We start from the raw sequence: 26,898 nt of genomic DNA on the forward strand, positions 1-26,898 counted from the left end.
AAGGCGACGAAATAACTCATAACTGATATATTTTTATCCATGACTCAACAGACCGCTGAACATGTCGGCCTCCTGCTCCGCGACGCCCGCGGCCAGAAGGGGTGGACCCAAGGGCAGCTGGCCGCGGAACTAGGCACCAGCCAGAGTGCCGTGGCCCGGATGGAACAGGGCAAACAGAACCTGAGCCTGAAGATGATCCAGCGGCTGGAGGCGATCTTCGGCCGGAGCATCGTCCAGCTCGGCAAGTCGCAGATGACCCACCTTCGCGTGGAGGGCGGCCGGACGCTCTCCGGCTCCGTTGACGTCAACACCAGCAAGAACGCCGGGGTGGCCCTGCTCTGCGCGAGCCTTATCAACCGCGGCACCACGACGCTGCGCCGGCTTGCCCGCATCGAGGAAGTCAACCGCATAGTGGAGGTGCTGAGCAGCATCGGTGTCGAATGCACCTGGCTCAACGACAACGACCTCCAGCTTCGCCGCCCTGCCGACCTTGACCTCGAGTCCATGGACGTTGAGGCCGCACGCCGCACCCGCAGCGTCATCATGCTGCTGGGCCCGCTGCTGGATGAGACCGAAGAGTACCGGCTGCCGTACGCCGGCGGCTGCGATCTGGGCATCCGCACCGTGGAGCCGCACATGCAGGCACTGCGGCAGTTCGGCCTGTCCGTGGAGGCCAGCTCAGGGTTCTACTCCGTGCAGGCACCGCCCACCGACGAGCTCGACCGCTCCTTCGTGCTGACCGAGCGCGGCGACACCGTGACCGAAAACGCCATCATGGCCGCCGCCCACCGCTGCGGCACCACGGTCATCCGCAACGCCAGCCCCAACTACATGGTCCAGGACCTCTGCTTCTACCTGCAGCGGCTGGGCGTTGAGATCGACGGCGTCGGCACCACCACGCTGAAGATCACCGGCAAGCCGGTGATCGATGTCGACATCGAATACTTCCCCTCGGAAGACCCCATCGAGGCGATGAGCCTCATCACCGCCGGCATTGTCACCAACTCGGAGGTGACCATCCGCCGCGTGCCCATCGAATTCATGGAGATCGAACTGGCCACGCTGGAGCAGATGGGCCAGCAGCTGGAGGTCTCCGGGGAGTACATGGCCCGCAACGGACGCACCCGGCTGGTGGACGTGACCACCAAGCCCTCCGAGCTGCGCGCACCGGAGGACAAGATCCACCCGATGCCGTTCCCGGGGCTGAACATCGACAACCTGCCGTTCTTCGCGGTGATCGCCGGCAACGCCGAGGGCCAGACCATGATCCACGACTGGGTCTACGAGAACCGCGCCATCTACCTGACCGAGCTGAACAAGCTGGGCGCCCGGATCCAGCTGCTGGACCCGCACCGCATCTACGTCAACGGCCCCACGCGCTGGCGTGCCGCGGAGGTGGGCTGCCCGCCCGCGCTGCGCCCCGCCGCCTGCCTGCTGCTGGCCATGCTGGCCGCCCGCGGCGTGTCCGAACTGCGCAACATCTACGTCATTGAGCGCGGGTACGAGGACCTCGCCGAGCGGCTCAACACCATCGGCGCCAAGATCGAGTACTTCCAGGACTGACCCTTCCTCGCAGCGCCGATTCGAAGCGCGAACGGACACTTGCGGCCCCTTTAATCACCCGGTTAAGGGCCACAAGTGTCCGTTCGCGCTTCGTCATGTCGGGGACGTTTTCGCTGGCCTGGCGCACAATGTAGGCATGCGGACTTTTGGCGTGGAGGAAGAGCTCCTGATCGTTGATCCGGTCAGCGGAGAACCGCTGGCGCTCGCCGATGCCCTGTTGGCGGGCCGCAAACTCGCCGCCGACGACGCCCCGGGCAAGCCCCGGCTGGTGAAGAAAAAGCCCGAAACCACGTGCGACGACGACGAAATGGGCCTGAGCGCCGAGCTTAAGCTTGAGCAGATCGAGACACAGACCCGCCCGTGCCTGGACCACGCGGAACTGCTGCGCCAGATCCGCGCCGGCCGCGCCCTGGCCGACGAGGCCGCGCAGGGCCACGGCGCGCGGATCGCCGCCCTCGCCACCTCGCCGCTGGCTCTCTCCAGCCACACCACGCCGGATCCGCGCTACGCCAGGATGCTGGAACGGTTCGGCCTGACCGCCCAGGAACAGCTCACCTGCGGCTTCCACGTCCACACCTACATCGAATCCCCGGACGAGGGCGTGGCCGTGCTGGACAGGATCCGGGACAAGCTGGCCGTCCTGATCGCGCTCAGCGCCAACTCCCCGTTCTGGAACGGCCTGGAAACCGGCTTCGAGAGCTACCGGACGCAGGCGTGGAACCGCTGGCCGTCGTCGGGCCCGTCCGGCATCTACGGCAGCGTGTCCTCCTACCGCCGCGTGGTGACCCGGCTGCTGGACAGCGGCGTGGTGCTGGACGAGGGCATGATCTACTTCGATGCACGCCTCTCCCGGAACCATCCCACCGTGGAGGTGCGGGTGGCGGACGTCTGCCTCCGCGCCGAGGATGCGGCCCTGATCGCCGTCTTGGTCCGTGCCCTCGTGGAATCGGCGTGCCGGGAATGGCGCGAGGGTGTGGAGCCGGCGCCCGTGCCGACGGTGCTGCTGCGCATGGCGGCATGGCAGGCCAGCAACTTCGGCCTGCGCGGCGAGCTGCTCGACTTCGGCAGCTTCCGGCCGGCGCCCGCCGAGGATGTGGTGCGCTCGCTGGTGGACTACCTGGAACCGGTGCTGGCCGAGAACGGGGAGCTGGACCTGGCGCGGCAGGGCATCGGGGAGATTTTCGCGCGGGGCACCGGCGCCGCCGAGCAGCGCACCGTCCGCCAGGTGGTGCTGGACAAGGCAGAGCCCGACGACGGCGGGCTGGGTGCCGTTGTCGCGCATGCCGTGCGGGCCACCCACAAGGGTGACGAAGGGTACGTCGGCCCCGACGCCGATGACGCACCGGAACTGCTGCGCGTCCGCCAGCTCTGACCCGCGTATCCCGCGGGCTTCAGGCCGCCGGTTCAGGAGCGGGCCGCAGACCGGCTGAACCGGCGGCGGAGCGACGCCCAGCTGCTCCGGCTTAGCAGCCCCATGACGCGCGTGCACAGCGCCCAGTAGGCCACCCCCGCCGCCAGGGATGCCACCACCGCCAGTGCCGGACTGAAGGCAACCAGCACCGGATAGACCAGCCAGTGCACGAGGTAGGCGTATAGGGAGGCGCTGGCCAGCAGGACCGTGATCCGCTGCAGGCCCCTGGGCACGGGGATGACCGGCAGCCAGGTGAGCAGCAGGATTCCGGCAACAAGCGTCAGCTCGCGGTGGGTGTCCCCGAAGAAGTAGCCGGGGACCGTGAGCATCGCCAGGACCGATACCGCACACCGCTGGACCCACGTCCGGGTCCGGGCAATGGCCCAGCCCAGGGCAAACAGCCAGAGGGTGGGCGACGGATGGGGGATGCCGGGATCAACGATGTCATAGCGCGAGAGCAGCGCGAGGCCGGTGAGGGCAAGCGGAAAGAGCAGCTGGAACCGCCGCTCCGCCCGGTCCGCCCACGGTATGGCCAGCAGCGCCGTCATGCCCAGGAGGATGTAGACCAGCACCTCGATGAACCAGAAATGCCACTGCGTGGTCACGGCTTCGGGGCCGACTATCGAGTTCAGGAGCAGGATGTTGGCCAGCGTGTACCGGTCGGTGAGCAGATAGGCCACGCCGATGAAGGCCATGCTGGGCACCGCCACCCGCGCCAGGCTGCTGAGCTGGCGCCTGAACCGGGGGACCCGTTCCCCGCTGAGCTGGAACCGGGCGAAGTTGTATCCCGCCACCGCCATGAGCACGTGGGCCATTCCCGGCCACTTCATCAGCCCCACGTGGGTGCCGACGATGAGCACAATGGCCACGGCCCTGAGCACGATGCTGGTTTCGAGCGGGGCAAAGAACCGCCGCATCTTCCGGGCAGGCTTCTTCCCCGCGCTCTGCTCCAGGTCCCGGATTGGCGTCACGTGCCAGTTCGCCGGAAGATGGCCGAGCAGCTGCTCGAGGCGGACGGACGTGGCCACGTAGGACAGCGAGTCGCCGCCGAGCGAGACGAAGGTATCGCCGTCGCCGATGTCCGTGCGCTCCAGGGTGTCGCGGAAGATCCGCTCCACGGTGTCCGGTCCGTTGCCGGGTCCGGCGGCGGACGGCTGCTGGCGTGCGGGTCCCGTGTGGGACAGCGCCGGTGTTGAGAGTGCCAGGACCGCCGGATAGTCCACCTTGCCGGTGGCCAGGCGGGGGAGATGCTCGACGGCGTGCAGCTCCAGGGCCGCCCGGGGGAGTCCGATGCCCTGCGCCAGGACCTTGGCCAGCAGCTGCGTATCGTGGCTGCCCTCGACGGCGACGACGAGGCCATGGTCCGTGCCCGCGCTCGCCGCCTCAACGCCGAGGTCGGCCAGGATTCGCTCCACCTGGCCGAGGTCCACGCGGAGGCCGACGATCTTGACGAACCGGCTGCGCCGCCCCACCACTTCATAGACGCCGGCCGGGTGCTTCCTGGCCAGATCCCCGGTGCGGAGCTCGTGGACCGTGCGGCCGGCGCCGAGATCCTCCGGTGTCTCCGCGTAGCCGAGCATGACATTGGGTCCGGTGTAGACGAGTTCGCCGTGCTCCAGGCCGGGCACGGGCTCGATGCGGAAGGCGCCGCCCGGCACCGGGATGCCGATGGCGCCGGGGTGCTCGGCGGCCAGTCCCGGCGGAAGGTAGGCCATCCGTGCGGTGGCCTCCGTCTGGCCGTACATGACGAACAGCTCCCAGCCCTTCCGGCGGCCGAGTTCGGCGTAGCCCTGCACGCGTTCGGGGGCGAGCCGGCCGCCGGCCTGGGTGACATACCGCAGGCGGGGAAGGTCCATCCCGGCAAAGCCCACCCGTTCCAGCAGTTCGAAGGTGTACGGCACCGCCGCGAAGGACGTTGTGCCGGCGGTGCGGAAAAGTTCCCAGAAGCACGGATCAACAACGGACAGGTCGGTGAGCACCAGGCCCGCGCCGCGGAGCAGGTGGCTGTTGATCACGGACAGCCCGTAGCAGTAGGACATCGGCAGGGTGGTCGCGGCGCGGTCGTCCGGGCCGATGCTCAGGTACTCGGCAATCGACTCCGCGTTGGCCTGCAGATTGGTGGCGGACAGGCGCACCAGCTTCGGCGAGCCGGTGGAACCGGAGGTGCTGAGCAGCAGTGCCAGGTCCGGATGGAGCTCGTGGGCGGTGCCGGCCCTGCGCTCCTCGAACAGCGTCTGTCCGTTGACCGAGCGCAGCACGACGTCGGGGTCGTACGCGGCCACCAGGGACTCGAGCGCCGCCGGCTTGTCCTCCGGCAGCAGGATCAGCGGGTGGCCGCCGACCAGGGCCGCGAGATACGCGACCAGCGAGTCGACGTCGTTAGCCGCAGCCAGTGCCACCAGGCGCCGCTGCGTGCCCAGCCGGAGCGCGAGGGCATCAACCCTGCCGGCAAGTTCCCGGTAGGTGAGTGTGAAATTGTCGGTGAGAATGGCGGGCCTGTCCCCGTGGCCTGCGAGATCGGCGGCGAAGGGCACCCGCGCGAAATCAAGCTGCGTGGTCACCCGCAAAATGATATTAGTTAAGCCTTACCTAAGTAAAACCGTTCTGCTGCCTGTTACGCCGTGCCATACTCAGTCCGTGACCGAGGCATATGTCTTCACGGCTCCACTGTGGCTGTATCCGGGCGAATCCGCCTGGCACTTCATTACGTTGCCGGTGGATATTGCGGAGGAGATCCGCGAGGAGTCCGCGGGCCGCCGCAAAGGGTTCGGCTCGGTCAAGGTAACGGCCTGCATCGCCGGCCACGAGTGGCAGACCTCGGTCTTTCCGGACGCAGGCAGCGGTTCTTACGTGCTGCCGGTCAAGAGGGCCGTGCGGACACTGGCCGGCATAACCGCGGGGGACGACGTCGAGGTCCGGCTGGTCGTTGACCTGTAAACCCAGCCAGCCCTCAACATCCGACAACCGCTCCTCAGCCGCTAGGCTGCGCCGGTCCACCGGGCCTGTGCTGCCGCCGGACGGCGCAGCGGCGACCCGGGAGCCTCCGACGGCGTGCGCTTCTTGCCGAATCCCTGCCGGAGGTGGTCGGCCCGTGCCGGGAGGGGCGCCTGTTTGAGGGCCGATACGCGGGCGGCGGCCTCGTGCTCCGCGGCGCCGGCTGCCACCTGGGGTGCCGCCGGAGAGAGGTCCGTGATGAGCCCCGTCCCGGCGCACTCGCGGACGTTGGCGATCCCGGCCGCAGCCGCGCGCTTGTCCTCGAAGGGGGCGGAGACAGCCAGCACGGTTCCATCGGGGGCCTTCAGCCGGAACCGGAACTGGGACTCTGCATCAACAAAAACTTCAAATACTCCGGCCATGGCGGTCCTTCCGGTCAGGGAGGCTGCACGCGGCGTCGTCGCGGCCGCAGCCCCGAACGCATCGCTGCGTCTGTCCTTGGGTGGGGTGCTGAACCGATAGGGGTTTCATCGGTTCATGGGTGTCCTTAGAGTCTGCCCAGCGCACATGGACCCTACAAGACCATCCATGTAAACCCTGGGTAAACCCTGCCTGTCCATCCACTAAACCGCGCCGCCGCGCCGTTCTCAAGGACACCCGAAACGAAGGGACGCGCAGCGCAACCCGCGTTCACAGCCCGCCGCCGGAAGCAAAAAAGATCCGGCCCCGAAGGGCCGGATCTCACGAGGGGAGGTCTGGCGAAGCACCACAGCAATCAAACCTGGAATGGTCAGATCTGCTTGAGCGCCTGCTCCAGGTCGGCAATGAGGTCATCGGGGTCCTCGAGGCCGACGGACAGCCGCACCACGCCGTCGCTGAGCCCGATCGCCGCGCGTCCCTCCGGGCCCATGGCCCGGTGCGTCGTGGTGGCCGGGTGGGTGATCAGCGACTTGGCGTCGCCCAGGTTGTTGGAGATGTCGATGATCTTCAGGGCGTCCAGCAGCGCAAAGGCCGCTTCCTTGCCCGACTGGCCTGCCGTCGTCGCAAGTTCCAGCGTGAGGACGGTGCCGCCGGCCTTCATCTGCCGGGCCGCCAGTTCGTACTGCGGGTGCGACTTGAGCAGCGGGTACTTGACCCAGTTGACGGCGGGCTGGGCCTCCAGCCATTCGGCCAGGCGCAGCGCCGTGGCGGAGGAGTGGTTCACGCGGAGGGACATGGTCTCCAGGCCCTTGGTCAGGACCCAGGCGTTGAACGAGGAGAGTGCCGGGCCGGTGTGCCGCATGAGCTGCTTGACCGGGCCGTCGATGAATTCCTTGGTGCCCAGGATGGCGCCGCCCATCACGCGGCCCTGGCCGTCGATGTGCTTGGTGCCGGAGTAGACCACCACGTCCGCGCCGAGGTCTCCGCAGCGCTGCAGCAGCGGGGTGGCGAACACGTTGTCCGCCACCACCTTGGCGCCGGCGGCGTGGGCGAGTTCGCTGACCGCGGCGATGTCCACGATTTCCTGCATGGGGTTGGACGGGGATTCGAAGAAAACGGCCGTGGTGGGCACCGAGAGGGCGGCGCTCCACTGCTCGAGGTCCGGACCGTCGACGAATACGGTCTCCACACCCCAGCGCGGCAGGATCTCGTTGAGGATGACGAAGCAGGAGCCGAACAGGGAGCGGCTGGCGACCACACGGTCCCCGGCGCCGAGCAGGGCGCCCAGGGCGGTGAACACGGCGGACATGCCGGACGCCGTCGCGAAGCACGCCTCGGTGCCTTCGAGAAGGCGGAGCCGCTCCTGGAAGGTGGCCACGGACGGGTTGCCGTAGCGCGAGTAGACGAAGCGTTCGTCCTCGCCGGTGAAGGCGCGTTCGGCGGCCGCGGCGGACTCGTAGACGAACCCGGAGTTGAGGAAGACGGGCTCGGTGGTCTCTTGGAAATTGGTGCGGTCAAGCCCGCCGCGGACGGCTTGGGTATCGGGGCTCCAGCCGGCGGCGTCGTGATTAAAGGTCAACTTAGTTCTTTCCCAGGTTCGTCGGCAGGCCGCGGTTCTTCCACCCGTTCACGGTGCGCTCACCGTAACGGTCGGGCTCGCCCTCGAAGCCTTCGAGGACGTTGTAGGCCGTGAAGCCGGCCTGCGTGGCGGCGATGGCAGCGGCGATGGAGCGCTGGCCGGAGCGGCACAGGAACAGCAGCTCCACCCGGGTGTCCTCAGGCGCCTGCTGCTTGAGCTGCTCCACGAACTCGGGGTTGGGAATGCCGCCGGGAAAGGTCCACTGGATGAAGAGCGGATCGTTCTCCGTGGCCTTGGTGTCCGGAATGCCGATGTGCGCCCATTCGCCCTCGGTGCGCACATCCACCAGGATGGCGCCGTCCTCGAGCTTGGCCCAGGCATCCTGCGGGGTGATGTCTCCGGCGTAGCTCATGCGTGACCCTCGTACACTTCTGCGCTGAGGTCCTCGTCGGAGTCCAGCCGGTCCACGGCGGTGGCGACCGCGGCATCTGCGCTGGCGATGGCGGCAGGCAGGATGACAGCCTGGGCCACGATGACGCTGGTGCCGTTGAAGGTGGCTGCCGGGCTGCCGTGCAGCACGTATCCCTCCGCCAGGGCAGCCGAGATGCGCTCGCAGAATGAGCGGTCGTCCGGGCCCGTGATCAGGCGGTAGGACAGTTTTTCCTCAGGTTTATCCTGCTGGGACGGCAGCGTTGCAACGGCGGGGGCGTCTGACACGACGGATCTCCTTTTCTCACGCTTGCAGCTCGAAGTGGTCGATATGCCGAGTATTCACCTGAGGCACCCCGCCGTGGAAGGAGGGTTGCCGACCGGCCAGTCAGGGCTTAATGCCGGTACTCATTACTCCCCAAAAAAGTAACACTGACGACGGCGGCACGCACCGCCGCCGTCGTCATGTTCCGTAACGCACCCAACAGCAACGCGGGGTCACTTAGCGCCCAATAAGGGATGCGGAAGGGGCGCTAACTGTCCCCACCCGCTCCCTTCCCTCGCAAGCTCGGCCAGGGAACCCGGCGGGCGTGGGCCCTCCGCGTTGCGGTTACAAAGCCGGTGGGCGGGAGGATAATGACGGGAGATGAACCGCCGTAACGCCGGATGAAACCAGGCCACAGTGAATGATTCGACCGCGAATACAGTGACTCCCATGCTGCACTTTGGATGGTTTGTGGGCCATGGCTTCGGGGTTCAGGGCTGGGGCACGCCCGGCTACGGAATCGGCTATGACTGGAAGAAGCCCGCCCCCTACCAGCACGCGGTCAGGGAATTCGAGCGGGCCGGGCTGGACCTGTTCATCATCGAGGATTCGCTCACCGTCCCGGACACCTACGGCGGCAGCGCCGAGGTCTCACTGGCGCAGGCGTCCTTTGCGCCGAAGCACGATCCGCTGGCCCTGGTGCCGTATCTGCTTTCTGCCACGGAGCACCTGGGCATTGTGCCCACCATCAGCGCATCCTTCTATCCGCCGTTCACCGCGGCCCGGCTGCTGGCCACGCTACAGCACTTCTCCAACGGTCAGCTGGGCTGGAACGTGGTGACCTCCGGCAGCGACCTTGCCGCGCAGAACTACGGACTGGACCAGCAGATCGAGCACGACCTCCGCTACGAGAAGGCCGAGGAATTCGTGGACGTCGTCCGCAAGCTGTGGCGCAGCTGGGAACCGGACGCCATCCGGGAGGATGCCCGGGCGGGCATCTTTGCGGACCACACGAAGGTCCGGCCGATCCACCACCACGACGGCGAGTTCTTCAAGGTCAGGGGGCCGCTGAACACGGCGCCGCTACCGGAGGAACCGGTGCTGGTGCAGGCCGGGGCGTCCCCGCGGGGCAAGGCCTTCGCCGGAGCAAACGCCGACGTCGCGATAGCGCTGGCCCGCGGCGTGGACGGCATGAAGGCCTACCGGGACTCCATCCGCGCCGAAGCCGCCTCGGCCGGCCGGAACCCCGACGACGTCAAGGTGCTGTTCGTCCTCAAACCCACCGTGACCGGTTCCAGGGCCGAGGCCGAGGAAGTGCGGGCCGCGCGCCGGGAGCTTACACAGCGGGACATCGACAGCCAACTCAACTCCATCTCCTACCTGTCCGTCATCGACTTCAAGCAGTTCGACCTCGACGCGCCCCTCCCCGAACTCAGCACCAACAGCAACCAGGGCACCCTGGAGCACTTCTCCAAGGCCGCGCCGCCGGGCTCCACCCTGCGGCAGATCCTGCAGGCCCGCAGCGGCGGCGCCGGCGACAGCATCATCGGCACCGCGGAGGAAATCGCGGACTACCTCGAGGAAACCGGCGCAGCCGTGGGCGGCGACGGGTTCCTCTTCTCCGGCTTCGTGGACCCGGCCACCATCCACGGCGTGCTGGACAGGCTGGCACCGGTGCTCCGGCGTCGGGGACTGCTGCGCACGAGCTACGGCGACGGCGGCTTCCGCCGGAACCTGCTGGACTTCTAGCGCCATGGCAGGGGCTGAGGCACGCGGCACGTTCCTGATCGGCACGGCCCACATCCGTGCCGACGACGTGGCCGCGGCCGCCGCCGATCCCGCGGTGGAGGTGGTCCTCAGTGCCGAAGCCCTCGAGCTCGTGGGCCTGTCCCGCCAGGTGGTGCAGGCGGCCATCGATTCCGGCCACCGGGTCTACGGCCTCAACACCCTGCTTGGCTCCGGCCGGGACACGGCCGTGGAGCAGGAATCCATCCTCGACTACCAGCTGCAGGTGGTGCGCTACCACCACAGTGGCGTCGGCGAGCTGCTGGACCGCGATGAAGTCCGCGCCCTGATCCTGGCCAGGCTCATTGGCTTCACCCGGGGAGGCTCGGGGGTGCGCCCGGAAACTGCCCGGTTTTACGCCGAACTGCTGAACAGGGGCGTGCTGCCGGCCGTTCCGCGTGACGGGTCCGTCGGCTCGTCGGACCTCACCCAGCTGGCGGCCGTTGCCGCCGTCGCCATCGGGGAAGGGCAGGTGCTGGCTCCCGGCGGCGGCCTGCAGGACGGCGCGGAGGCGCTCACCGCCGCCGGGCTGGAACCGCTGGTCCTGGCGCCGGGCGAGGCACTGGCGCTGGTCAGCGCCAACTCCTATTCGATCGGCGCCGGCGTGCTGGAACTCCGCCGCATCCGGTGGCTCGCCGATCTGGCGGACACCGCGCTGGCGCTCTCGCTGGAGGCCACTGCAAGGTACGACGGCGGCGGGAACCTCAGCCCGTTCTCGCCGGCTGTGCAGTCGGCCAAGGCGGTGGACGGCCAGCGCGTCTCGGCGGCCAACGTCCGGCGGCTGGTCCGCGGCGGCTGGCTGGAGGACCCGCGGCGGCAGGTGTCCGTCCAGGATGCCCTGTCCTTTCGCGCGGCGCCGCAGACGCACGGTGCGTTCCGGGCCCAGGCCACGGCCCTGGCGGAGGCGCTCGAGGTGGAGCTCAACGGCCGGGGCGATAACCCGCTCGCGGACATAGCCTCCGGAAGGATGGTGTCCGGCGGGAACTTCCAGCCGATGCAGCTGGCCCTGGCGTTCGAGGCGCTGCGGCTGGGACTGGCGCATGTGGGAATCAGCAGCGAGCGGCGGATCGCCAAGCTCTACCCGCCGCAGCGCCTGATCCGGCAGCTCAACCTCGAGGCGGCCCGGGCCGGGACACCGCTCGCGTCCGAAGACCTGCCGGGGCTGCTCTGGTACTCGGCGGCAGGACTGCTGGCGGAGCTGAAATTCCTGGCGGCACCTGCCACCCTTGGAGCGCCCACCCTGTCCGCGGACGTGGAGGACCATTCCACGCTGGCCCCGCTGGCACTCCAGCAGCTGGAGCGCTCGGTGGAGGCCGCGGCCAAGCTCCTCACCATCGAGGCATTGACGGCTTCCTACCTCTTGGCGGAGGCAGAGGACACGGACCTGCGGGAGGCCGAAATCCGGCGGCCCGGAGCAGGCGCCGGCGCCGTTGTGGCGCGGCTGTCGGAACTGCTGGCCGGGCAGCTTCCGGCGGCGGTGCTGGTGGACAGCGCGCGTGCCGCACTGGGGGAGCTGCTGGCAGGACTGCCCGAATTACAGATACCGGATGCGGGAAGCACGGATGACGGGGGAGGAGAAGCATGACCACTCTGACAGGGAGCGGCCACCAGCCACGGCACGTGGCGCCGATAGTGGATCCGGGCATGGACGCCGACGCTGTACTGGCGCGCGTGGGGAACACTCCGCTGGTGCCTTTGGAGGTGCTGAGCCGCGGCCTGGGCAGCACCGTCTTCGTCAAGCTCGAATCGGAGAATCCGGGCGGTTCCATCAAAGACCGGACCGCGCTGAGCATGGTCCGGGCGGCCGAACGCAGCGGCGAGCTGCAGCCCGGCGGGACCATCGTGGAAAGCACCTCCGGGAACACCGGAATCGGGCTGGCACTGATCGGGGCACTGACCGGGCATCCCGTGGTAGTGGTGACCGGCGATTCCATCTCGTCCGAAAAGCTGGAGGCCCTGAACCGGTACGGGGCTCGGGTGGTGTTTACGGACTGGAGCGCGCCGTCGGATTCACCGGAGAACGCGCGAGCGGTCGCGGCCCGGATCACCGCCGAAATCCCCGGCGCCTGGCGTCCGCTGCAGTTCGATAACCCCGCCAACCCGAGGGCGCACTACGAGGGGACCGCGCCGGAGATCTGGGAGCAGACGGGCGGCCGGGTGACGCACTTCGTCGCAGGCGTGGGCACCGGCGGCACCATCACCGGGAACGGGCGGTACCTCAAGGAGAAGTCCGGCGGGCACGTGGAGGTGGTCGGCGCGGACCCGTACGGTTCGGTCTACAGCGGCGGGCATCCGGGCCAGATCCTGGTGGACGGCGTCGGCAACTCCTGGCCCAAGCCCGACTGGCCGAAGGTCTTTGACCGCGGCCTGCTGGACCGGTTCCTGCGGATCCCGAACGACGAGGTCTACACCACGCTGCACCGGCTGCTCAACGACGAAGGCCTGTCCCTCGGGCCGTCGTCGGGGCTGACGGTGGCGGCGGCGCTCCGGGTGGCCAGGGCGGCGCCGCACGGGTCAGTGGTGGTGGCGATCGCCCCGGACACGGGCGCCAACTACCAGAGCAAGGCCTTCAACCCCGTATGGCTGGCGGACAACCACATCCGGCTGGCCGCCGATCTCGCGGAGGACTAGCGCCCCGCGGAGGACCAGCGTCTGGCGAAGGACTGGCTCAGGAGGCCGGGCCGCTGGCGGCGGTCTCGCTTTCGGAACGGATCCAAGCGTTCCAGTCCAGCGGATGGACGGAGGGCCTGCCCAGCAGGTAGCCCTGCGCGGCAACCATGCCGAGCTCGGTCACGGCCTCCAGTTCCTCCGGCGTCTCCACGCCCTGGGCGCCGATGGCCGCATCAATGTACCGGGCGAGTTCACCCATGGCGGCCGCCCTCAGGCGCTGGCCCGGGGAGTCCTCGATGCCCGCGATGAAGCTCCGGTCCAGCTTGATGATGTCCGGGTGGAGTTCCAGGACCTGGTCCATGGACGTGAAGCCCACCTCGGCGCCGTTCACTGCGATCCGCAGCCCGCGGCGCCGCAGCGGAGCGATGGCGGCCGTCAGCGCCGGGTACTGGTCGAGGGGGACCGGGCCGTTCAGGTCGATGACCATCCGGTCCATGGCCAGCTGGGAATGTTCCAGCAGCCCCGGGATCCTTGGGTCCGCGCACGTTGCCGGCGTCAGGTTCAGGGCGATGAACATGTGGTCGGGCACGGCCTGCGCCACGGAAAGTGCCCGGTGCAGGGCCGCGAGTTCAAGGTCGGTGCCCAGCCCGACGGACTCTGCCTCACTGAACCAGTGGTCCGCGCTGGCACCGTCGTCGCTGACGAACCGGGTCAGGGCCTCGACGCCGATCACCTGCCCCTCCGGAAGCCGGCGGATCGGCTGGAACGCGGTCATCAGCATCTTGTCGGCGAGGATGGCTTCAATGCGGTTTCTGCTGCGCCGCGTAAAGGGCACGGGCTCAGGCGCAGCCACGCCCTGGGGACGCTCGCTCACCGGGATGGCGCCGTTTTCTGCGTTGGCCAGCTCCGTGGTGGCGGTCAGGTGCTCGAGCAGCACCTGTTCGGGATTATCCGGGTGGGCTTCGCACAGGGCGCGCAGTTGCGCGCGGGTCCACTCGGTGGCCGGATCTGATTCGGCGAGCAGTTCGGCAATGATCTGGTGGGCTTGCCAGCGCACAGAAATTTCCCCCATGTCCCCCGGCAGTGCTGCCTGGGCCCCCCAGCCCGTGGGTAGTGAGTTTGTCAATGTGTGCAGGGAGTTGTCATCCCGGGACATCGGCTATTCCTTTGTACGTACTCATTCCGGCTGAGCCCGGAACCAGGCCACGTGCCATCACCGCCGCGCGGCGCGGGCAGTGGCCGTGGAAGAAGAGTACAACGCCGGGCATCGGCTTGTCCCGCATTTATTTGAACGGCGCCAATTCGTTACCGGTCCCATGGTTACCCGGGATGGCCCGCCCCGGGCTCCTCGCCCTGGCCGGCCAGGTTCCGGGCAGCGAGGTCCTTCGTGGCCGGGCCCTGGATGACCGATCCGTCGAGAGCGAAGCGGGAACCGTGGCAGGGGCAGTCCCAGCTTTTGTCGGCGGAGTTGAAGCCTACGGTGCAGCCCAGATGCGTGCAGATGGCCGAGACGGCGCTGACCTGCCCGCCGGGATCCGTGTAGACGGCGACAGGGCCGCCGTCGACCTCCAGGACTGTACCTTCCCCCGGCGGCGGAAGTGTAAGGCCGCGGGGAGGCGGGCCCGCCTGGCCGGAAGCGGCTGGAGCGGCGGCAGCGGCGGCGCCGGGCACCGGTGAATACGCCGGCGCCGGTGTGCTCCGGCTGCTGTCGAACACCGCCGCCCACGGGTTGGCGCGGCCGGAGAGTGCGTCGGTGAGGATGAGTGCCGCGGCTGTGCCGTTTGTCAGCCCCCACTTCCGCAGCCCGGTGATGACGTGCACGTGCTTGGCCTCCGGTGACAGGAGCCCGACATACGGCAGCCCGTCCACCGGCATTTCGTCCTGCGTGGACCAGCGAAAAGCCGGCTCGCCGGCGCCGAGCTGGTCGCGCGCGAAGGCGGCGAGGCGGCCGTAGCGGCCGGCGGGATCGCCGCCGTCGGACGCCCTGTGGCCCTCGCCTCCGGCGAGCACGTAGCCGGCACCGTCGATGGCGACCGTCAGGATCGACCGCATGGGTTCGTCGGCGCCGATGAAGGTGGCGTCGGCGGCTGGCCCTTCCGTGCGGCTGGCGACGATGTAGGACCGGTGGAGGTAGCACCGTGTATCGAACCGTCCCCCGTCTCCGAAGGGCACGTTGGTGGCCACGATGACTTCCCGGGCCCGGACTGTACCGGTTTCCGTGGTGACGGTGGCCGGGGAGCCGTCCCGGAAGGACAGTGCGCGGGAGTCCTCGAACACGAAGCTCCCGCCTCCGTCAACGGAGCGGGCCAGGCCCTGCAGGTACCGGATGGAATGGAACTGCGCCTGGTCGTCGAAGCGCACCGCGCCCTTGACCGGGAACGGGAGCGGCACATCGGTGGTGAAAGTCGAGGGAAGCCCCAGCCGGGCGGCGAGCCCGGCTTCCGCCCGGACCAGTTCCAGGGCAGTCTCGGATTCCGCGTAGGTGTAGTTGGCGACCCGGCGGAATCCGCAGTCGATGCCTTCCTCCGCGACAGTGCTGGCAATGTGCCCGACCGCGGCCTGGTTGGCCTGGCCGTACGTGCGGGCGGCGGCGTCGCCGTGGTTGCCGGCCAGCTCCGTGTAGGCGAGGCGGTGCAGCGAGGTCACCTTGCCCGTGGTGTGGCCCGTGACGCCGGTCCCCACCCGGGCGGCCTCGATCACCGCCACAGTTTGCCCGGATCGCTTGAGGGCAAGGGCTGCCGTCAGTCCCGCGACCCCGCCGCCGATGACGGCAACATCAACGTCGACGTCGCCGTCCAGGGAGGGGTAGCCGGTGGTCCCGGCCGTGGCCACCCAGAGGGATACCGGCTTGCCGGCCAAGGGCCCGTTCATGACGCTGGATACCGCATGCAATCGCCTCCTGGGGCAGACCATACCCCTACCGCCCCCGGCGGGGAATGCCCCTGGCGGTAGCGCCGGGCCCGGAGGCCCTGGCGCTACTCGATGCCGGCGAACAATTCGTTCAGTTCCGCTGTCAGTTGCTTGCGCAGTGCCGGCGTGCCGATTTCGCGGCCGTCGATGTGGTTGACCGGCGCCAGGAGGCGGATGCTGGAGATCAGCCAGACGGCGTCGGCGTCGGCCAGGTCCTGGGGCTTCAGTGGACCGTAGCCCAGTTCCCAGCCTGCCGCCTTGGCGGCGGCGAACAGGGCGCCCTGCGACGTTCCGGGCAGGATGCCGCTGTCCAGCTGCGGCGTGACGAGGCGCTTAACCGTTGTTCCGGCGTCGTTCTTCTCCACGTTCGCCAGCAGCACAGTGGACGTGGGGCCTTCCAGCACCCGGCCGTCCGAGGACGTGAAGATGACGTCGTCCGCGCCCTGCTTGTGGGCGTGGCGCAGTGCGGCCATGTTCACGGCGTAGGACAGGGTCTTCGCGCCGAGCAGGAGCCACGGGGCACGCTCGGCCGCATCGCTGTCGTAGCCGCGGTCAAGGAGGATGACGTCGATGCCGGTCTCGCGCTGGCGCCGTCCGGCCGCGGCCACGGGGGAGACCTGCACCCAGCAGGTGGGGGCGGACGCGCCCTCAATGCCGCGGGTGACGATGAGCTTGACCACTGCCTCGTCAAGTTCCGGGGAAGGCGCCGGGTTGTCGGAGCGGAACGCCGCGACGCCCGTCTCCACCGCGCGGCGCCAGTCGGCCTGCCCCGGGATCTCAAGGTCCAGCGCCTCCGCCGAGCGGGCCAGCCGGTCCAGGTGGGCCTGGATCTTCCGCGTGTGGCCGGCGACGGCGAGCATGGACTCGAACACCCCGTCACCGCGGGTGGCACCCAGGTCAGTGGCCATCAGCTGCGGCTTTTCGGGGTCGGCAAGCCGGCCGTTCTGATAGTCCGGATCCAGGAACACCAGCACTGTGTGGGAGGTACGAGAGGTCATGCCTCAAGCTTAGTGCGGCCCGTGCCCGATAGGCTGGCCTCACCGCTCCATACCGAATGGCTGCGAGGGCAAGGAATAACGGGGGTTTCAACTGTGTTGTGGCCATTTCCGCTGGCGGAAACACTGCCGGCGTGGCTGATCCTGCTGCTCAGCGGCGCGGACCTGGTCATCAGGGTCCTGGCCGTGGGTATCATCCCGGGCAACCGGCGGCCCACCACGGCCATGGCCTGGCTGCTGGGCATCTTCTTCGTGCCGGCCCTGGGGCTGATCCTTTTCCTGCTCTTCGGCAACTTCAAGCTGTCCCGGCGCCGCACAGAGCAGCAGCAGCTGGTCAATGAGCGGGTCCGTGCCGGCAGCGCGGCGCTTTCCGCCGTCGCCAGTGAGTATTCGGGGCCCGAGTGGGTCCAGTCTGCGGCCGAACTCAACCGCCGGCTTGGGTCGATCCCGCTGGTGGACGGCAACCATGTGGAGCTGATTCCCGGCTACCCGGACTCCATCCGTGCCATGACCGAGGCCGTGCGGAAGGCCAGGCGCTTCGTCAACGCCGAGTTCTACATCATGAGCACGGACCACGTCACGGACGACCTCCTTACAGCCCTCGAGGAGGCGGCGGACCGGGGCGTCCAGGTCCGCGTGCTCTTCGACCACATCGGGACCCTGCGCGTGAAGGGGTACAAGCGGCTGCTGAAGCGGCTCAAGGCCAGCAACATTCAGTGGAAGCGGATGCTGCCGCTGCTGCCCATCCACGGCCAGTGGCGCCGGCCGGACCTGCGCAACCACCGCAAGATCATGGTGATCGACGGCGAAGTCGCCTTTACGGGGTCCCAGAACCTGATCGAGCCCTCCTACAACAACCCCAAGCACCGCAAGGCCGGCCGGGAGTGGATCGAGCTGATGGCGTGCCTGCGGGGCCCGATCGTTCCCACGCTCAACGTCGTCTTCGCCACCGACTGGCTCAGCGAGACCGACGAGTCACTCGAGGACCAGCTGCAGCTGCCCGCGGAGCCGTCGCCGGGCGGCGTCACGGCCCAGGTGGTGCCCAGCGGCCCCGGCTTCACCACCGAGAACAACCTCCGGCTCTTCAACACGCTGATCTACTCGGCGCAGCACCGGATATCCGTCTGCAGCCCCTACTTCGTGCCGGACGACTCCCTGCTCTACGCCATCACCACGGCAGCGCAGCGCGGCGTGGACGTGGAACTGTTCGTCTCCGAGAAGGGCGACCAGTTCCTGGTCCACCACGCCCAGCAGTCCTACTATGAGGCCCTGCTGCGGGCCGGCGTCCGGATCTACCTGTACAAGGCGCCGTTCGTGCTCCACGCCAAGCACTTCACCATCGACGACGAAGTGGCCGTCCTGGGGTCGTCCAACATGGACATGCGGTCCTTCTCGCTGAACCTGGAGGTCTCGGTGATGCTGCTGGGCGCCGAGACCGTCAACAGCATGCGCGCCGTGGAGGACACCTACCGCGACATCTCCCACGAGCTCAAGCTTGAGGACTGGATGCGCCGGCCCCTCGCCGCAAGGTACGTGGACAACGTGGCCCGCCTGACGGCCACGGTCCAATAAGGCCTCCCGACCCCAACGCGTTCACCCACCCGCGCGTGTGGAGTTTTTGTCCACTTGTCGCGACTTGGAGGCCGTCCAACTCGCGATATCTGGACAAAAACTCAATCCGGGAAGGGGGAACCGAGGGTGGAGAGGACGCCGTAGGCCTTGGTGCGGATCTCCTCGTATTCGTCCTGTGCCACGGAGTCGGCCGTGATGGCGCCGCCGACGCCGAGGCTGAGTTTCACCGTTTCGCCTTCGCCGCCGTCCTGCACCACCAGTGTGCGGATGGCCACCGCCAGGTCCGTGGCGCCGTTCAGCGAGAAGTATCCGATCGCGCCGGAATAGACGCCGCGCGGGCCCTCCTCCAGCCGGTCCAGGATGGCCATGGTGCTGATCTTCGGCGCCCCGGTCATCGAGCCCGCCGGGAAGCAGGCGGCCACAGCCTCGGCCCGCGGCGACCCCGGCAGCAGGACGGCGTCGATGGTGCTCACGAGCTGGTGCACCGTGGCGTAGCTTTCGATCTCGCACAGCCGGCTGACGGTCACCGACCCCGGCTCGGCGAAGTGGCTGAGGTCGTTCCGGAGCAGGTCCACGATCATGATGTTTTCCGCCCGGTCCTTGAGGGACGTGGCCAGGTCGTGGCGGAGGGCGGCGTCGGTGTCCGGATCAGCAGCCCGGGGGCGGGTTCCCTTGATCGGCTCGGCGCGCATGCCGCCGTCGGACGCAATCCGCAGGAAGCGTTCCGGCGACGTGCTGGCCACCGTGAGCCCGCCGAAGCGCAGGTAGCTGGCAAACGGCGCCGGGTTCCGCCGGCGCAGGGCAAGGTACGCAGCCCACGGATCCAGCGCAGGCACCTCCGCCGCGAGGGTGGTGGTGAGGCAGACCTCGTAGGAATTTCCCTCGGCGATCTGGTGCTGCGCTTCGGCGATCTTGCGCTTGTAGCTCGCCTCGCTGTCCCGGCCGGCAAATGCCGGCGCTGCGTTGTCAGACATGGTGTTTTGGGCTGCGGGAGGTACGACGCCGGTGCTGCCGCCGGCTTCGGGTGCGGCGGTCACCGCAGCGCGGGCGCCCTCGAGCCAGCCTTCGGCATCCGGCGCGTCGAGGGCAAGCAGCCACACCGCGTTGTCCGTGTGGTCCAGGACCACGCCGCGGCCGGCGAAGATCAGCGCCGCGTCAGGCGTGTCCGAGGGGACGTCCTGCCCGCCGGTTTCCCGCTTCAGTTCGTAGCCGAGGTAGCCCAGCCAGCCCAGCGCGAAGTCGCACGGGTAGTCCTCCGGGCCGCGCACCGCCTTCCGTCCCCAGACCGTTTCCAGCCAGCGGAAGAAGGGGCCGGACACGTTGGCGGTGGCACAGCCGGCGGTGATCCGTGTGACCCCGGAACTGTGCAGGACAGACTGGCCGAACGTGCCGCCGTCGTCTGCCAAAACACTGTAACGGCTGCGTTCCGCCGCGGGAGTTCCGCTGGCGTGACCGGCCGCGCCCGCCGAACGCAGCGATGAGTCCAGCCAGACCGCGTTCGGGGATGTCCCGTACAGCGCCTGGAAAAGCGCGGCGGGATCGGGGCTGGCGTCGAGCCGTTCGGACAGGAGGCGCAGGCCGCGCCGAGAGGACAGCTCGGGAACCAGGGCGGTGGTGAGCGCCGGGAGGTAGGTCAGGGCCTGCAGGGTGTCTGCGGGGGCGGTGCCGTCAGCGCGGTTGAGGACCCGGACGTGGGCATGCGCCGGGATGTCGTCCGCGGCCAGGAGTTCCGCCTCCTGTCCGGCCCACTGGTCCCAGAAAGGCTCGTACGTGTCGCCATCGCGTGCCAGCGCGCGGCTGCGGCGCTCGCCGTCGGGGGAGTCCGCCCAGATGACGGCGTCCAGAAGCGGCCTGGCCGCTGCGGCGGCGGCCCCCACGCCCTCGACGATCACGATCTCGGCCGGCAGCGTGACCCGCGGGTCGCCGTCGTCGTTGTTTTTCCAGTCCCAGCTCACCCAGGTGGCCGCTTCGCCGCGCCGCAGGGGCGCCAGCACCGTTGTGACGTAGCGTTCGATGCCGGCCGACAGCCCGTCCCAACCGGGATAGATGTCCTCGAGGTGGAACAGCGAGACCTTGTGGTGGTTCCGCAGCGTGGCCGCGAGTTCGATGGCCAAAGTCGTTTTACCTGCGCCGGACCGCCCGTCAATGGCGATGATCACAGGTGCGGGGGTCATGAAATAGAGCGTACCTGCTGGCTGTCCTGAACCTTGACGTTGTGAAGCGGGGTGCCCGTGACCGGATGGGTGTGGCGCTTGCCGTTGCGTGCACGGTGCTCAGTTATCCGGACCGGGGCCGGACCTGTGCCGGCGTCGTTCCGCCCGGATTCGTTCCGCCCGGCATCGGAGGCGTCCTGTGCGATCGCGTTCTGCACGTAGCGGACGATGCCGGGGACGGCCGCCTGGACCTGGTCCCACACCGCCTCGAAGTCGGCGTGGCCGCCGTACCAGGGGTCCTCAATGCCCTGCTCGAGCGGATCGCCGTCCGCCAGGTCAGGGTCGAAGCTGCGGAGCATGCGGATCCGGGACAGCGACTCGTCGTCCGGCGCGGAGGCCCGGAGCCAGCCGTAGTGGTCCACGTCCAGCGCCAGTATCAGGTGGCGTTCGGTGAACCATTCGGATTGCCATTCCCGTGCGATGTGCCGGTCCGAGAGCAGGTTGTGGGCGGTGAGTTTCCGGGCTGCCCGGGGATCGATGGGGCGGCCGGCCTCGTAGGCGGTGGTGCCTGCAGAATCAACGACCACGGCGTCGGCGAGCCCGGCTTCTGCAAAGGCGGCGCTCAGCATCAGTTCGGCCATGGGCGACCGGCAGATGTTGCCGGTGCAGACGGCGATGACGCGGTACGGGCTCGTCGTTGAGTTCATTCGCTAAGCATGTCGGATGCCAGCCCCTCTTGGCTAGTAAGTGCCCTTATTATCGACAGGCTGCGTGCAGTTGGCCGCGCTTCGTGTCACAAAATTGCCATCTGGCAAGGATTTAGTGGATAAGCGCCAGCAGCACGCCCACCGCGACGAAGAGGATGCCGAAAATCCTGTTGAGCACCGTTTGGCCGCGGGCGTTGTGGGTAAAGCGCTGGAAGGACTTGGCCGCCGCTGCGAAGAAGAACCACATGACCAGGACGTCGATGAGGACCACGGTTGCCGCGAGCACGGTGTACTGGGGCAGCAGCGGGTTGGCGGGCCGGATGAACTGCGGCATGAAGGCCAGGAAGAACACGATGGCTTTGGGGTTGAGCAGGTTGACCCACAGGCCCCGGCGGAACATGGACCAGGCGGGCTCGTTCCGGAGCGCGGCCACCTTCTCCTGGTCAAGGTCCGGCTTGCGCAGGAACTGCCTGATGCCGAGGTACGCCAGGTAGGCGGCGCCGGCGTAGCGGATGGCGTTGAAAGCGACCGGGGAGCCGGCAACCAGGACTCCGACGCCGAGCGCCACCACGATGACGTGCAGGATCAGCGCGGCCTGTTGCCCCAGAATGCCCCAGATGGACCGCTTGAACCCGGCGGTCAGCGAGTTGCTCATGGTGTTGATGGCGCCCGCGCCAGGGGTGAAGCTGATGAGGACGCCGGCGCCCGCGAGGGCCAGCCACAGGGAGAATTGCACCTATCAAGTTTAGTCGGTCCGCGGGGCGGGCTGTTCCGCCGTGCGATTTACCTAAAGTGGCCGCCTGGCGCGATGGCTAGCGGCCATTTTGGGTAAATGGACGACGCCGGCCGCTAGGCTCGGGCGATGACCTCGCCATTGGGAATGAGGAACCAGCCGTCGTCGGTGGAACCCCAGCGGTGCCAGCCCGCCGAGATGCGCGTGAGGTCTGCCTCCTGCGCGAAGCCGTACTCGAGGGCCTGTTCCGCGAACGCCGAATGGAGCACGCGTTCGCCCCACACCCTGGCCTGCCAGCGGCGCTGCTGCCCGGTGGCGTAGAGCCAGTTGCTGCTGGTGGGCGCCACGTCCGTGAAGCCGGCGGCCTGTGCCCATGAGACCAGCCGGCGGCCGGCGTCGGGCTCGGCACCGTTCCGGCGCGCGATCCGCTGGTAGAGGTCCATCCACTCGTCGAGCTCCGGAATGGCGGGATACCAGCTCATGCCATGGAAATCGGCGTCGCGGACCGCGACGATGCCGCCGGGCCTGGCCACCCGCCGCATTTCCCGCAGCGCCTCGACGGGGTCGGTCAGATGCTGCAGGACCTGGTGGGCGTGGACCACATCGAAGGTGTCGTCCTCGAAGTCGAGGTCGTAGATGTTGCCCGCCACGAACTCCACGTTGCCGACGCCGCGGTCGGCCGCCAGTTCGCGGGCGTGGGTGATGACATCGGGTGAGCGGTCCAGCCCCGTCACTTTCCCGGGGGCGACCAGCAGCGCGAAGTCGCACGTGATGCTGCCCGGCCCGCACCCGACGTCGAGCACCGATACGCCCGGGGTGAGGTGCGGGATGACGAACGCGGCCGAATTCTCCGCCGTCCGCGAGGCATGGGCCCGGACCACGGATTCGTGGTGGCCGTGAGTGTAGACGTCTTCCGGCTGCTGCGCGCTCATAGGGAAACGCTACTCCTTCTCCGCATTTCGGGAAGGCAGCGGAAGGGTGGTTATGGCGCGCCGGAAGCTTCCTGGCTGGCCTCGACGGTGGCCGCGATCATCGCGTCCATGAACCGGGCGGCCGTCTCGAGTTCCTGCGCCGTGAACCCGGCCATGGCCCTCCCCATGTGGCGGGCCAGGGGCATGAATATGGCGGAACCGTCGCGGTACGCCTTGTCCGTCATCCGGAGCTGCACCTGCCGCCGGTCCTGCCCTTCGCGCACGCGCACCAGATGTCCGGAGCCGCACAGCCGGTCGACAAGTGCCGTGGTGGCCGGGGAGCTGAGGTTCAGTTCCTTCCGCAGGGTTCCCGGAGTCACGACGTCGCCGTTCGCTGCGTGCCTCATAACGGCGGCGAGGGCGTTGAGGTCCGTCCGGTGCATGTCGTTCCGGCCGCCTGCGGAGTCGACGTAGCGGTTGGCTTCTAGGGTGAACTCCTGAAGCAGCCGTACCAGGGGGTGCTGACCGCCCGGGGCTGAGGGGGCCGCCCCATCGGGCGGGCTGCCATGCTGCTGGGGCACGTCCGCCTCCTCTCCTCAGTGTTGCCTTCCGGAGTTTACAGCTACGGCATCCGTGCTCGATGGGAAGCCGCTATATATCTCCATGGTAGAGATAGTTTATGCTGGAACAATCATCGACGGCGGCCCGGGGGCCGTCACGCCCAGGAGGTCACCCCCATGAACCAGGCAGCCCGCACTCCGAGGATCCCGTTCTGGCTCCGGTGGCTCATTCCGGTGGTCCTCGTGGCCGGCTGGGTGGGCATTGCCGGGGTGGGCGGACCCACCTTCGGCAGGCTGGATGAAGTCTCGTCCAATGACCAGGCGTCCTTCCTTCCGGCCGGGGCGGAGGCCACCGAGGCCCGCGAGTGGCAGCAAAAGTTCCAGGATTCCGGCGAGGTGCCCGCCGTCGTCGTTCTTGAAAGCGGCAGTGCCTTCACCCCTGCCCAGCTGGGCACGGCCGCCGCCCTCAAAACCAGGCTGGAAGACCTGCAGTTGGGCAGCGCGGTGGTGGGGCCGGTGCCGTCGCAGGACGGGAAGGCAGTCCAGTACATCGTGTCCGTTGCGTCAGCGGAGCCGGCGGACGCCGTCGCGAAGTTGCGCAACGAGGTCCGGGCGGCCGCGCCGGACGGCACGCAGACGTTCGTCACCGGTCCTGCCGGGCTCGCGGCCGATCTGACGGGGGCCTTTGCGGGCATCGACGGCATCCTGCTGCTTGTGGCGCTGGCGGCGGTGTTTGTCATCCTGCTGGTTGTCTACCGTTCCCTGCTGCTGCCATTCGCGGTGCTGCTGACCTCGGTGTTTGCACTGTGCGCCGCCATCCTGCTGGTGTTCGGCATGGCCAAGGCGGGCTGGATCCAGCTCAACGGTCAGAGCCAGGGCATCCTCTCCATGCTGGTGATCGGTGCTGCCACCGATTACGCACTGCTCTACGTGGCCCGCTTCCGTGAGGCGCTCGAGCACACGACCAACCGCACCGCCGCCGCGCTCACCGCCTGGCGGGCGTCCTTCGCGCCGATCCTGGCCTCAGGTGCCACGGTTGCCGTCGCCCTGCTGTGCCTGCTGTTTTCCGACCTCAACTCCAACAAGGCGCTGGGCCCGGTGGCGGCGGCGGGCATCGTGTGTTCCCTTTTGGCTGCCCTCACCCTGCTCCCCGCCTTCTCGGCCCTCCTGGGGCGTGCCGCGTTCTGGCCCTTCAGGCCCAGGCTCCTGCCCGAAGAGGCCCGTGAGCCGGAACTGGCCACCGGACTGGAGGGCCAGCGCGGGCTTTGGCGCGGCGTCGGAACCCTGGTGTCACGGCGTCCCCGCACGGTGTGGGTGGCGTCGGTGCTCCTTCTTGCCGCCGCCTCGGCCGGGATCCTGCAGCTGAAAGCCAACGGTGTGCCGCAGACCGCCGTCATCCTTAGTGCATCCAACGCCGTCGACGGCCAGGATGCGCTCGCACGCCACTTCGACGCCGGCAGCGGCAGTCCCGCGGTCATCGTGGCCAGCCAGGGGCAGGCCGGGGAAGTCCTCGACGCAGTCAGGGCCACCGACGGCGTGGGCGCTGCCTACTTCCTGGCCGAGGGCAGCGTGCCCATCACGGGAGCCGCGGGAGCGCCTGCCGGCCCGGCCGTGCGCGACGGCAGGGTGCTCCTCAATGCCACCCTCGACTTCGCCGCCGACTCTGATGCCGCGGAGAATGCCGTGGCAGCGATGCGGGAGAGCGTCAAACGCGTGGACCCCGAAGCCCTGGTCGGCGGGGTGACCGCCACCGCGTTGGACACCAACACCACAGCGCAGCGGGACCTGGTCACGATCATCCCCGTGGTCCTCGCCGTCATTCTGCTCATCCTCATGGTCCTGCTGCGGTCCGTCCTCGCGCCCGTCCTGCTTGTTGCCTCGGTGGTTCTCTCCTACGCGGCCGCCATGGGCGTTTCCGCCCTCGTGTTCAACAGCATCCTGGGCTTTCCCGGAGCCGACGCCACCGTGCCGCTGTTCGGCTTCGTGTTCCTCGTGGCACTGGGCGTGGACTACAACATCTTCCTCATGAGCCGGGTCCGCGAGGAGTCGCTCAAGCACGGGACCCGCCCCGGTATCCTGCGCGGGCTGGGCGTGACCGGCGGCGTGATCACATCGGCCGGAGTAGTCCTGGCCGCCACGTTTGCGGCACTGGGCGTCATCCCCATCATGTTCCTCGTCCAGCTGGCATTCATCGTGGCCTTCGGGGTGCTGCTGGACACCGTTCTGGTGCGCTCGCTCCTGGTTCCCGCCCTGGCTTATGACCTGGGACGGCGCATCTGGTGGCCGGGCAAACTCGGCCGGCACGATGCGCAGGAAGCAGCCAAAGCGGAAGAGCCGGCGGAGGCGGCGGTCCGCTAGGTTCCGGCCGGGATTCCCGTGGCCGCACGTCCGGCGCCCGGACCGGCAGCGAGCTCCGAGCGCCACCACTCGACCGTTGCCTTCGCCGCCGCGTCCAGCGGCGTAGGGTGTAGCCCCAGTTGCTGCTCGCTGGCCGCCGAATCCATCACGAAGGGCCGCTCGAACTGGTAGAGCATTTCGCTGATCTCCCGCATGTCGGCCGAGAAGAGTCCCAGGGTGCGCAGGACCCAGCCCGGCACCGTGCGGACCTTCGCAGGCGGCACGCCGGCAGCGGTGGCAAAGGCCTGGGCGATCTGGCGCTGCGTGAGTGGCGGGTTGGTGGGCGCGTGCAAAACCCGGTTCCACAGTCCGGGCAGCCCCGCGGCGCCGATCATAGCCGCGGCCAGATCGGGAACGTAAGTGAAGGAGTGCGGTTGGTCCGCATTTCCCACCACCTGCAGCGGGCGGCGGGCGAGGACGGCGGGCACCATGCGCTCGCCGGCGTTAGCCATCCGGACCCGGGGGCCGAAGAAATCACCCGCCACCACAGAGACGGTGTCCGTGGCGCTCGCCTCCCGCGCCCGCAGCAGCGCCGCGCGGATCCCGCGTTTGCCGCCCGACGCCTCCCGCGCGCTGTCTTCAACCATCACGCGCTCGGGATTGCTGTAGGAGTACAGGCTTTCGGGAAAAACGACGACGGCGCCCGCCTCGCCTGCCTCCGCCAGGACCGCCTGTTCGGCGGCCGGAAGCTCGCGTCCCCACGCCGCGGCGCTGTAGGACGAGCCGTGGATGCAGTGGAAGACCGCGGCCGCTCCGTCGAAAGCGCCGGTCAGCGGGCTCGGATTGGAGGCGTCCACCTTGAGCTTTTCGATGTTCGGATGGTCGGGACCGCTTCCCGAGCGGGTCAGGACCCGGACCCGCTCGCCCCGCTCCGCCAGTTGCTCCGCCACCGTCCAGCCCACAGGGCCGGCGCCGGTGACCACGTAAAAACCTGACATTGAAAATTCCCCTTCATGCAGTGCGG

21 protein-coding genes, 1 pseudogene and 1 riboswitch are annotated in these 26,898 nt (G+C 68.6%); of the genes and pseudogenes, 8 read left to right on the plus strand and 14 right to left on the minus strand.

Annotated elements, in window-relative coordinates; all coding sequences use genetic code 11:
- The first annotated feature begins 39 nt into the window (after positions 1-39).
- A complete protein-coding gene (locus R5O87_RS15380) occupies positions 40-1,563 on the plus strand; it encodes a UDP-N-acetylglucosamine 1-carboxyvinyltransferase (RefSeq protein WP_410556232.1) in 1,524 nt (507 codons plus the stop codon).
- Between the two features lie 136 nt (positions 1,564-1,699).
- Positions 1,700-2,935, plus strand: coding sequence for a glutamate--cysteine ligase 2 (locus tag R5O87_RS15385; RefSeq protein ID WP_410556233.1), 1,236 nt, complete (start codon positions 1,700-1,702; stop codon positions 2,933-2,935).
- Between the two features lie 32 nt (positions 2,936-2,967).
- Here R5O87_RS15385 and R5O87_RS15390 read toward each other — a convergent pair whose 3' ends face one another.
- Positions 2,968-5,535, minus strand: a complete 2,568-nt coding sequence (locus tag R5O87_RS15390; protein ID WP_410556234.1) for an AMP-binding protein — start codon at positions 5,533-5,535, stop codon at positions 2,968-2,970.
- 76 nt (positions 5,536-5,611) lie between these two features.
- Here R5O87_RS15390 and R5O87_RS15395 point away from each other — a divergent pair, with 76 nt between their 5' ends.
- On the plus strand, positions 5,612-5,911 hold the full coding sequence (locus R5O87_RS15395) for a DUF1905 domain-containing protein (RefSeq protein ID WP_410556235.1): 300 nt from the start codon (positions 5,612-5,614) through the stop codon (positions 5,909-5,911).
- A 41-nt stretch (positions 5,912-5,952) separates the two neighbouring features.
- On the opposite strand, the gene R5O87_RS15400 is transcribed toward R5O87_RS15395, so the two are convergent.
- The 4 genes from R5O87_RS15400 to R5O87_RS15415 all read right to left on the minus strand — a co-directional run bounded on the left by R5O87_RS15400 (position 5,953) and on the right by R5O87_RS15415 (position 8,624).
- Positions 5,953-6,330 carry a YegP family protein gene (locus R5O87_RS15400; protein WP_410556236.1) on the minus strand — a complete coding sequence of 126 codons (378 nt, stop codon included), beginning with the start codon at positions 6,328-6,330 and terminating at the stop codon, positions 5,953-5,955.
- Between the two features lie 368 nt (positions 6,331-6,698).
- Positions 6,699-7,907: an O-succinylhomoserine sulfhydrylase gene (locus tag R5O87_RS15405; RefSeq protein WP_410556237.1), complete on the minus strand. Its 1,209-nt coding sequence runs from the start codon at positions 7,905-7,907 to the stop codon at positions 6,699-6,701.
- Between the two features lies 1 nt (position 7,908).
- A complete protein-coding gene (locus tag R5O87_RS15410; protein ID WP_410556238.1) occupies positions 7,909-8,319 on the minus strand; it encodes a rhodanese-like domain-containing protein in 411 nt (136 codons plus the stop codon).
- Positions 8,316-8,624, minus strand: a complete 309-nt coding sequence (locus R5O87_RS15415) for a DUF1737 domain-containing protein (RefSeq protein ID WP_410556239.1) — start codon at positions 8,622-8,624, stop codon at positions 8,316-8,318. Before R5O87_RS15415 ends, R5O87_RS15410 begins: the two co-directional genes overlap by 4 nt.
- A gap of 13 nt (positions 8,625-8,637) precedes the next feature.
- Positions 8,638-8,752: riboswitch (SAM riboswitch) on the minus strand.
- A 299-nt stretch (positions 8,753-9,051) separates the two neighbouring features.
- Between R5O87_RS15415 and R5O87_RS15420 the strand changes: the two genes are divergently transcribed.
- From R5O87_RS15420 to R5O87_RS15430, 3 genes are read left to right on the plus strand one after another with little or no spacing between them, the layout of a single operon-like run.
- Positions 9,052-10,350, plus strand: a complete 1,299-nt coding sequence (locus tag R5O87_RS15420) for an NtaA/DmoA family FMN-dependent monooxygenase (protein WP_410556308.1) — start codon at positions 9,052-9,054, stop codon at positions 10,348-10,350.
- A 4-nt stretch (positions 10,351-10,354) separates the two neighbouring features.
- Complete coding sequence (locus R5O87_RS15425) at positions 10,355-11,971, plus strand: aromatic amino acid ammonia-lyase (protein ID WP_410556240.1); 1,617 nt, start codon at positions 10,355-10,357, stop codon at positions 11,969-11,971.
- Positions 11,968-13,017 carry a PLP-dependent cysteine synthase family protein gene (locus R5O87_RS15430; RefSeq protein ID WP_410556241.1) on the plus strand — a complete coding sequence of 350 codons (1,050 nt, stop codon included), beginning with the start codon at positions 11,968-11,970 and terminating at the stop codon, positions 13,015-13,017. Before R5O87_RS15425 ends, R5O87_RS15430 begins: the two co-directional genes overlap by 4 nt.
- A gap of 37 nt (positions 13,018-13,054) precedes the next feature.
- On the opposite strand, the gene R5O87_RS15435 is transcribed toward R5O87_RS15430, so the two are convergent.
- From R5O87_RS15435 to R5O87_RS15445, 3 genes are all read right to left on the minus strand, one after another.
- Positions 13,055-14,053: an EAL domain-containing protein gene (locus R5O87_RS15435; RefSeq protein WP_410556242.1), complete on the minus strand. Its 999-nt coding sequence runs from the start codon at positions 14,051-14,053 to the stop codon at positions 13,055-13,057.
- A 263-nt stretch (positions 14,054-14,316) separates the two neighbouring features.
- On the minus strand, positions 14,317-15,888 hold the full coding sequence (locus R5O87_RS15440) for an FAD-dependent oxidoreductase (protein ID WP_462836313.1): 1,572 nt from the start codon (positions 15,886-15,888) through the stop codon (positions 14,317-14,319).
- Between the two features lie 83 nt (positions 15,889-15,971).
- Entirely contained in the window at positions 15,972-16,904 is a 933-nt protein-coding gene (locus R5O87_RS15445) for an aminodeoxychorismate lyase (protein WP_410556245.1), read from the minus strand.
- A 96-nt stretch (positions 16,905-17,000) separates the two neighbouring features.
- On the opposite strand from R5O87_RS15445, the gene cls reads away from it, so the two are divergent.
- Complete coding sequence (gene cls, locus R5O87_RS15450) at positions 17,001-18,473, plus strand: cardiolipin synthase (protein ID WP_462836443.1); 1,473 nt, start codon at positions 17,001-17,003, stop codon at positions 18,471-18,473.
- Positions 18,474-18,574: 101 nt separating this feature from the next.
- On the opposite strand, the gene pabB is transcribed toward cls, so the two are convergent.
- The 5 genes and pseudogenes from pabB to R5O87_RS15475 all read right to left on the minus strand — a co-directional run bounded on the left by pabB (position 18,575) and on the right by R5O87_RS15475 (position 23,558).
- Positions 18,575-20,647 (minus strand): aminodeoxychorismate synthase component I, encoded by a 2,073-nt coding sequence (pabB, locus tag R5O87_RS15455; RefSeq protein ID WP_410556247.1) that lies wholly within the window; start codon positions 20,645-20,647, stop codon positions 18,575-18,577.
- Positions 20,648-20,817: 170 nt separating this feature from the next.
- Positions 20,818-21,333: pseudogene (locus tag R5O87_RS15460) on the minus strand (low molecular weight protein-tyrosine-phosphatase); the annotation flags it as partial.
- A 112-nt stretch (positions 21,334-21,445) separates the two neighbouring features.
- Entirely contained in the window at positions 21,446-22,069 is a 624-nt protein-coding gene (locus R5O87_RS15465; RefSeq protein ID WP_410556248.1) for a LysE family transporter, read from the minus strand.
- A gap of 113 nt (positions 22,070-22,182) precedes the next feature.
- Positions 22,183-22,998 (minus strand): methyltransferase domain-containing protein, encoded by an 816-nt coding sequence (locus R5O87_RS15470; RefSeq protein WP_410556249.1) that lies wholly within the window; start codon positions 22,996-22,998, stop codon positions 22,183-22,185.
- Positions 22,999-23,048: 50 nt separating this feature from the next.
- Entirely contained in the window at positions 23,049-23,558 is a 510-nt protein-coding gene (locus R5O87_RS15475) for a MarR family winged helix-turn-helix transcriptional regulator (RefSeq protein ID WP_410556250.1), read from the minus strand.
- Between the two features lie 156 nt (positions 23,559-23,714).
- Between R5O87_RS15475 and R5O87_RS15480 the strand changes: the two genes are divergently transcribed.
- A complete protein-coding gene (locus R5O87_RS15480; RefSeq protein ID WP_410556251.1) occupies positions 23,715-25,895 on the plus strand; it encodes an MMPL family transporter in 2,181 nt (726 codons plus the stop codon).
- On the opposite strand, the gene R5O87_RS15485 is transcribed toward R5O87_RS15480, so the two are convergent.
- Positions 25,892-26,872, minus strand: coding sequence for an NAD-dependent epimerase/dehydratase family protein (locus R5O87_RS15485; RefSeq protein WP_410556252.1), 981 nt, complete (start codon positions 26,870-26,872; stop codon positions 25,892-25,894). The two genes, R5O87_RS15480 and R5O87_RS15485, sit on opposite strands and share 4 nt — an antisense overlap.
- Between the last annotated feature and the right edge of the window lie 26 nt (positions 26,873-26,898).

It is taken from the genome of Arthrobacter globiformis (assembly GCF_046536215.2).
Classification (GTDB): domain Bacteria; phylum Actinomycetota; class Actinomycetes; order Actinomycetales; family Micrococcaceae; genus Arthrobacter; species Arthrobacter globiformis_E.

What these genes read in the sequence shown, in the direction of transcription:
- R5O87_RS15380 (WP_410556232.1), top strand. Translation starts at nt 40, where the DNA reads ATGACTCAACAGACCGCTGAACATGTCGGCCTCCTGCTCCGCGACGCC.
- R5O87_RS15385 (WP_410556233.1), top strand. Translation starts at nt 1,700, where the DNA reads ATGCGGACTTTTGGCGTGGAGGAAGAGCTCCTGATCGTTGATCCGGTC.
- R5O87_RS15400 (WP_410556236.1), bottom strand. Translation starts at nt 6,330, where the DNA reads ATGGCCGGAGTATTTGAAGTTTTTGTTGATGCAGAGTCCCAGTTCCGG.
- R5O87_RS15410 (WP_410556238.1), bottom strand. Translation starts at nt 8,319, where the DNA reads ATGAGCTACGCCGGAGACATCACCCCGCAGGATGCCTGGGCCAAGCTC.
- R5O87_RS15420 (WP_410556308.1), top strand. Translation starts at nt 9,052, where the DNA reads ATGCTGCACTTTGGATGGTTTGTGGGCCATGGCTTCGGGGTTCAGGGC.
- R5O87_RS15425 (WP_410556240.1), top strand. Translation starts at nt 10,355, where the DNA reads ATGGCAGGGGCTGAGGCACGCGGCACGTTCCTGATCGGCACGGCCCAC.
- R5O87_RS15430 (WP_410556241.1), top strand. Translation starts at nt 11,968, where the DNA reads ATGACCACTCTGACAGGGAGCGGCCACCAGCCACGGCACGTGGCGCCG.
- R5O87_RS15445 (WP_410556245.1), bottom strand. Translation starts at nt 16,904, where the DNA reads ATGACCTCTCGTACCTCCCACACAGTGCTGGTGTTCCTGGATCCGGAC.
- pabB (WP_410556247.1), bottom strand. Translation starts at nt 20,647, where the DNA reads ATGACCCCCGCACCTGTGATCATCGCCATTGACGGGCGGTCCGGCGCA.
- R5O87_RS15470 (WP_410556249.1), bottom strand. Translation starts at nt 22,998, where the DNA reads ATGAGCGCGCAGCAGCCGGAAGACGTCTACACTCACGGCCACCACGAA.
- R5O87_RS15480 (WP_410556251.1), top strand. Translation starts at nt 23,715, where the DNA reads ATGAACCAGGCAGCCCGCACTCCGAGGATCCCGTTCTGGCTCCGGTGG.
- R5O87_RS15485 (WP_410556252.1), bottom strand. Translation starts at nt 26,872, where the DNA reads ATGTCAGGTTTTTACGTGGTCACCGGCGCCGGCCCTGTGGGCTGGACG.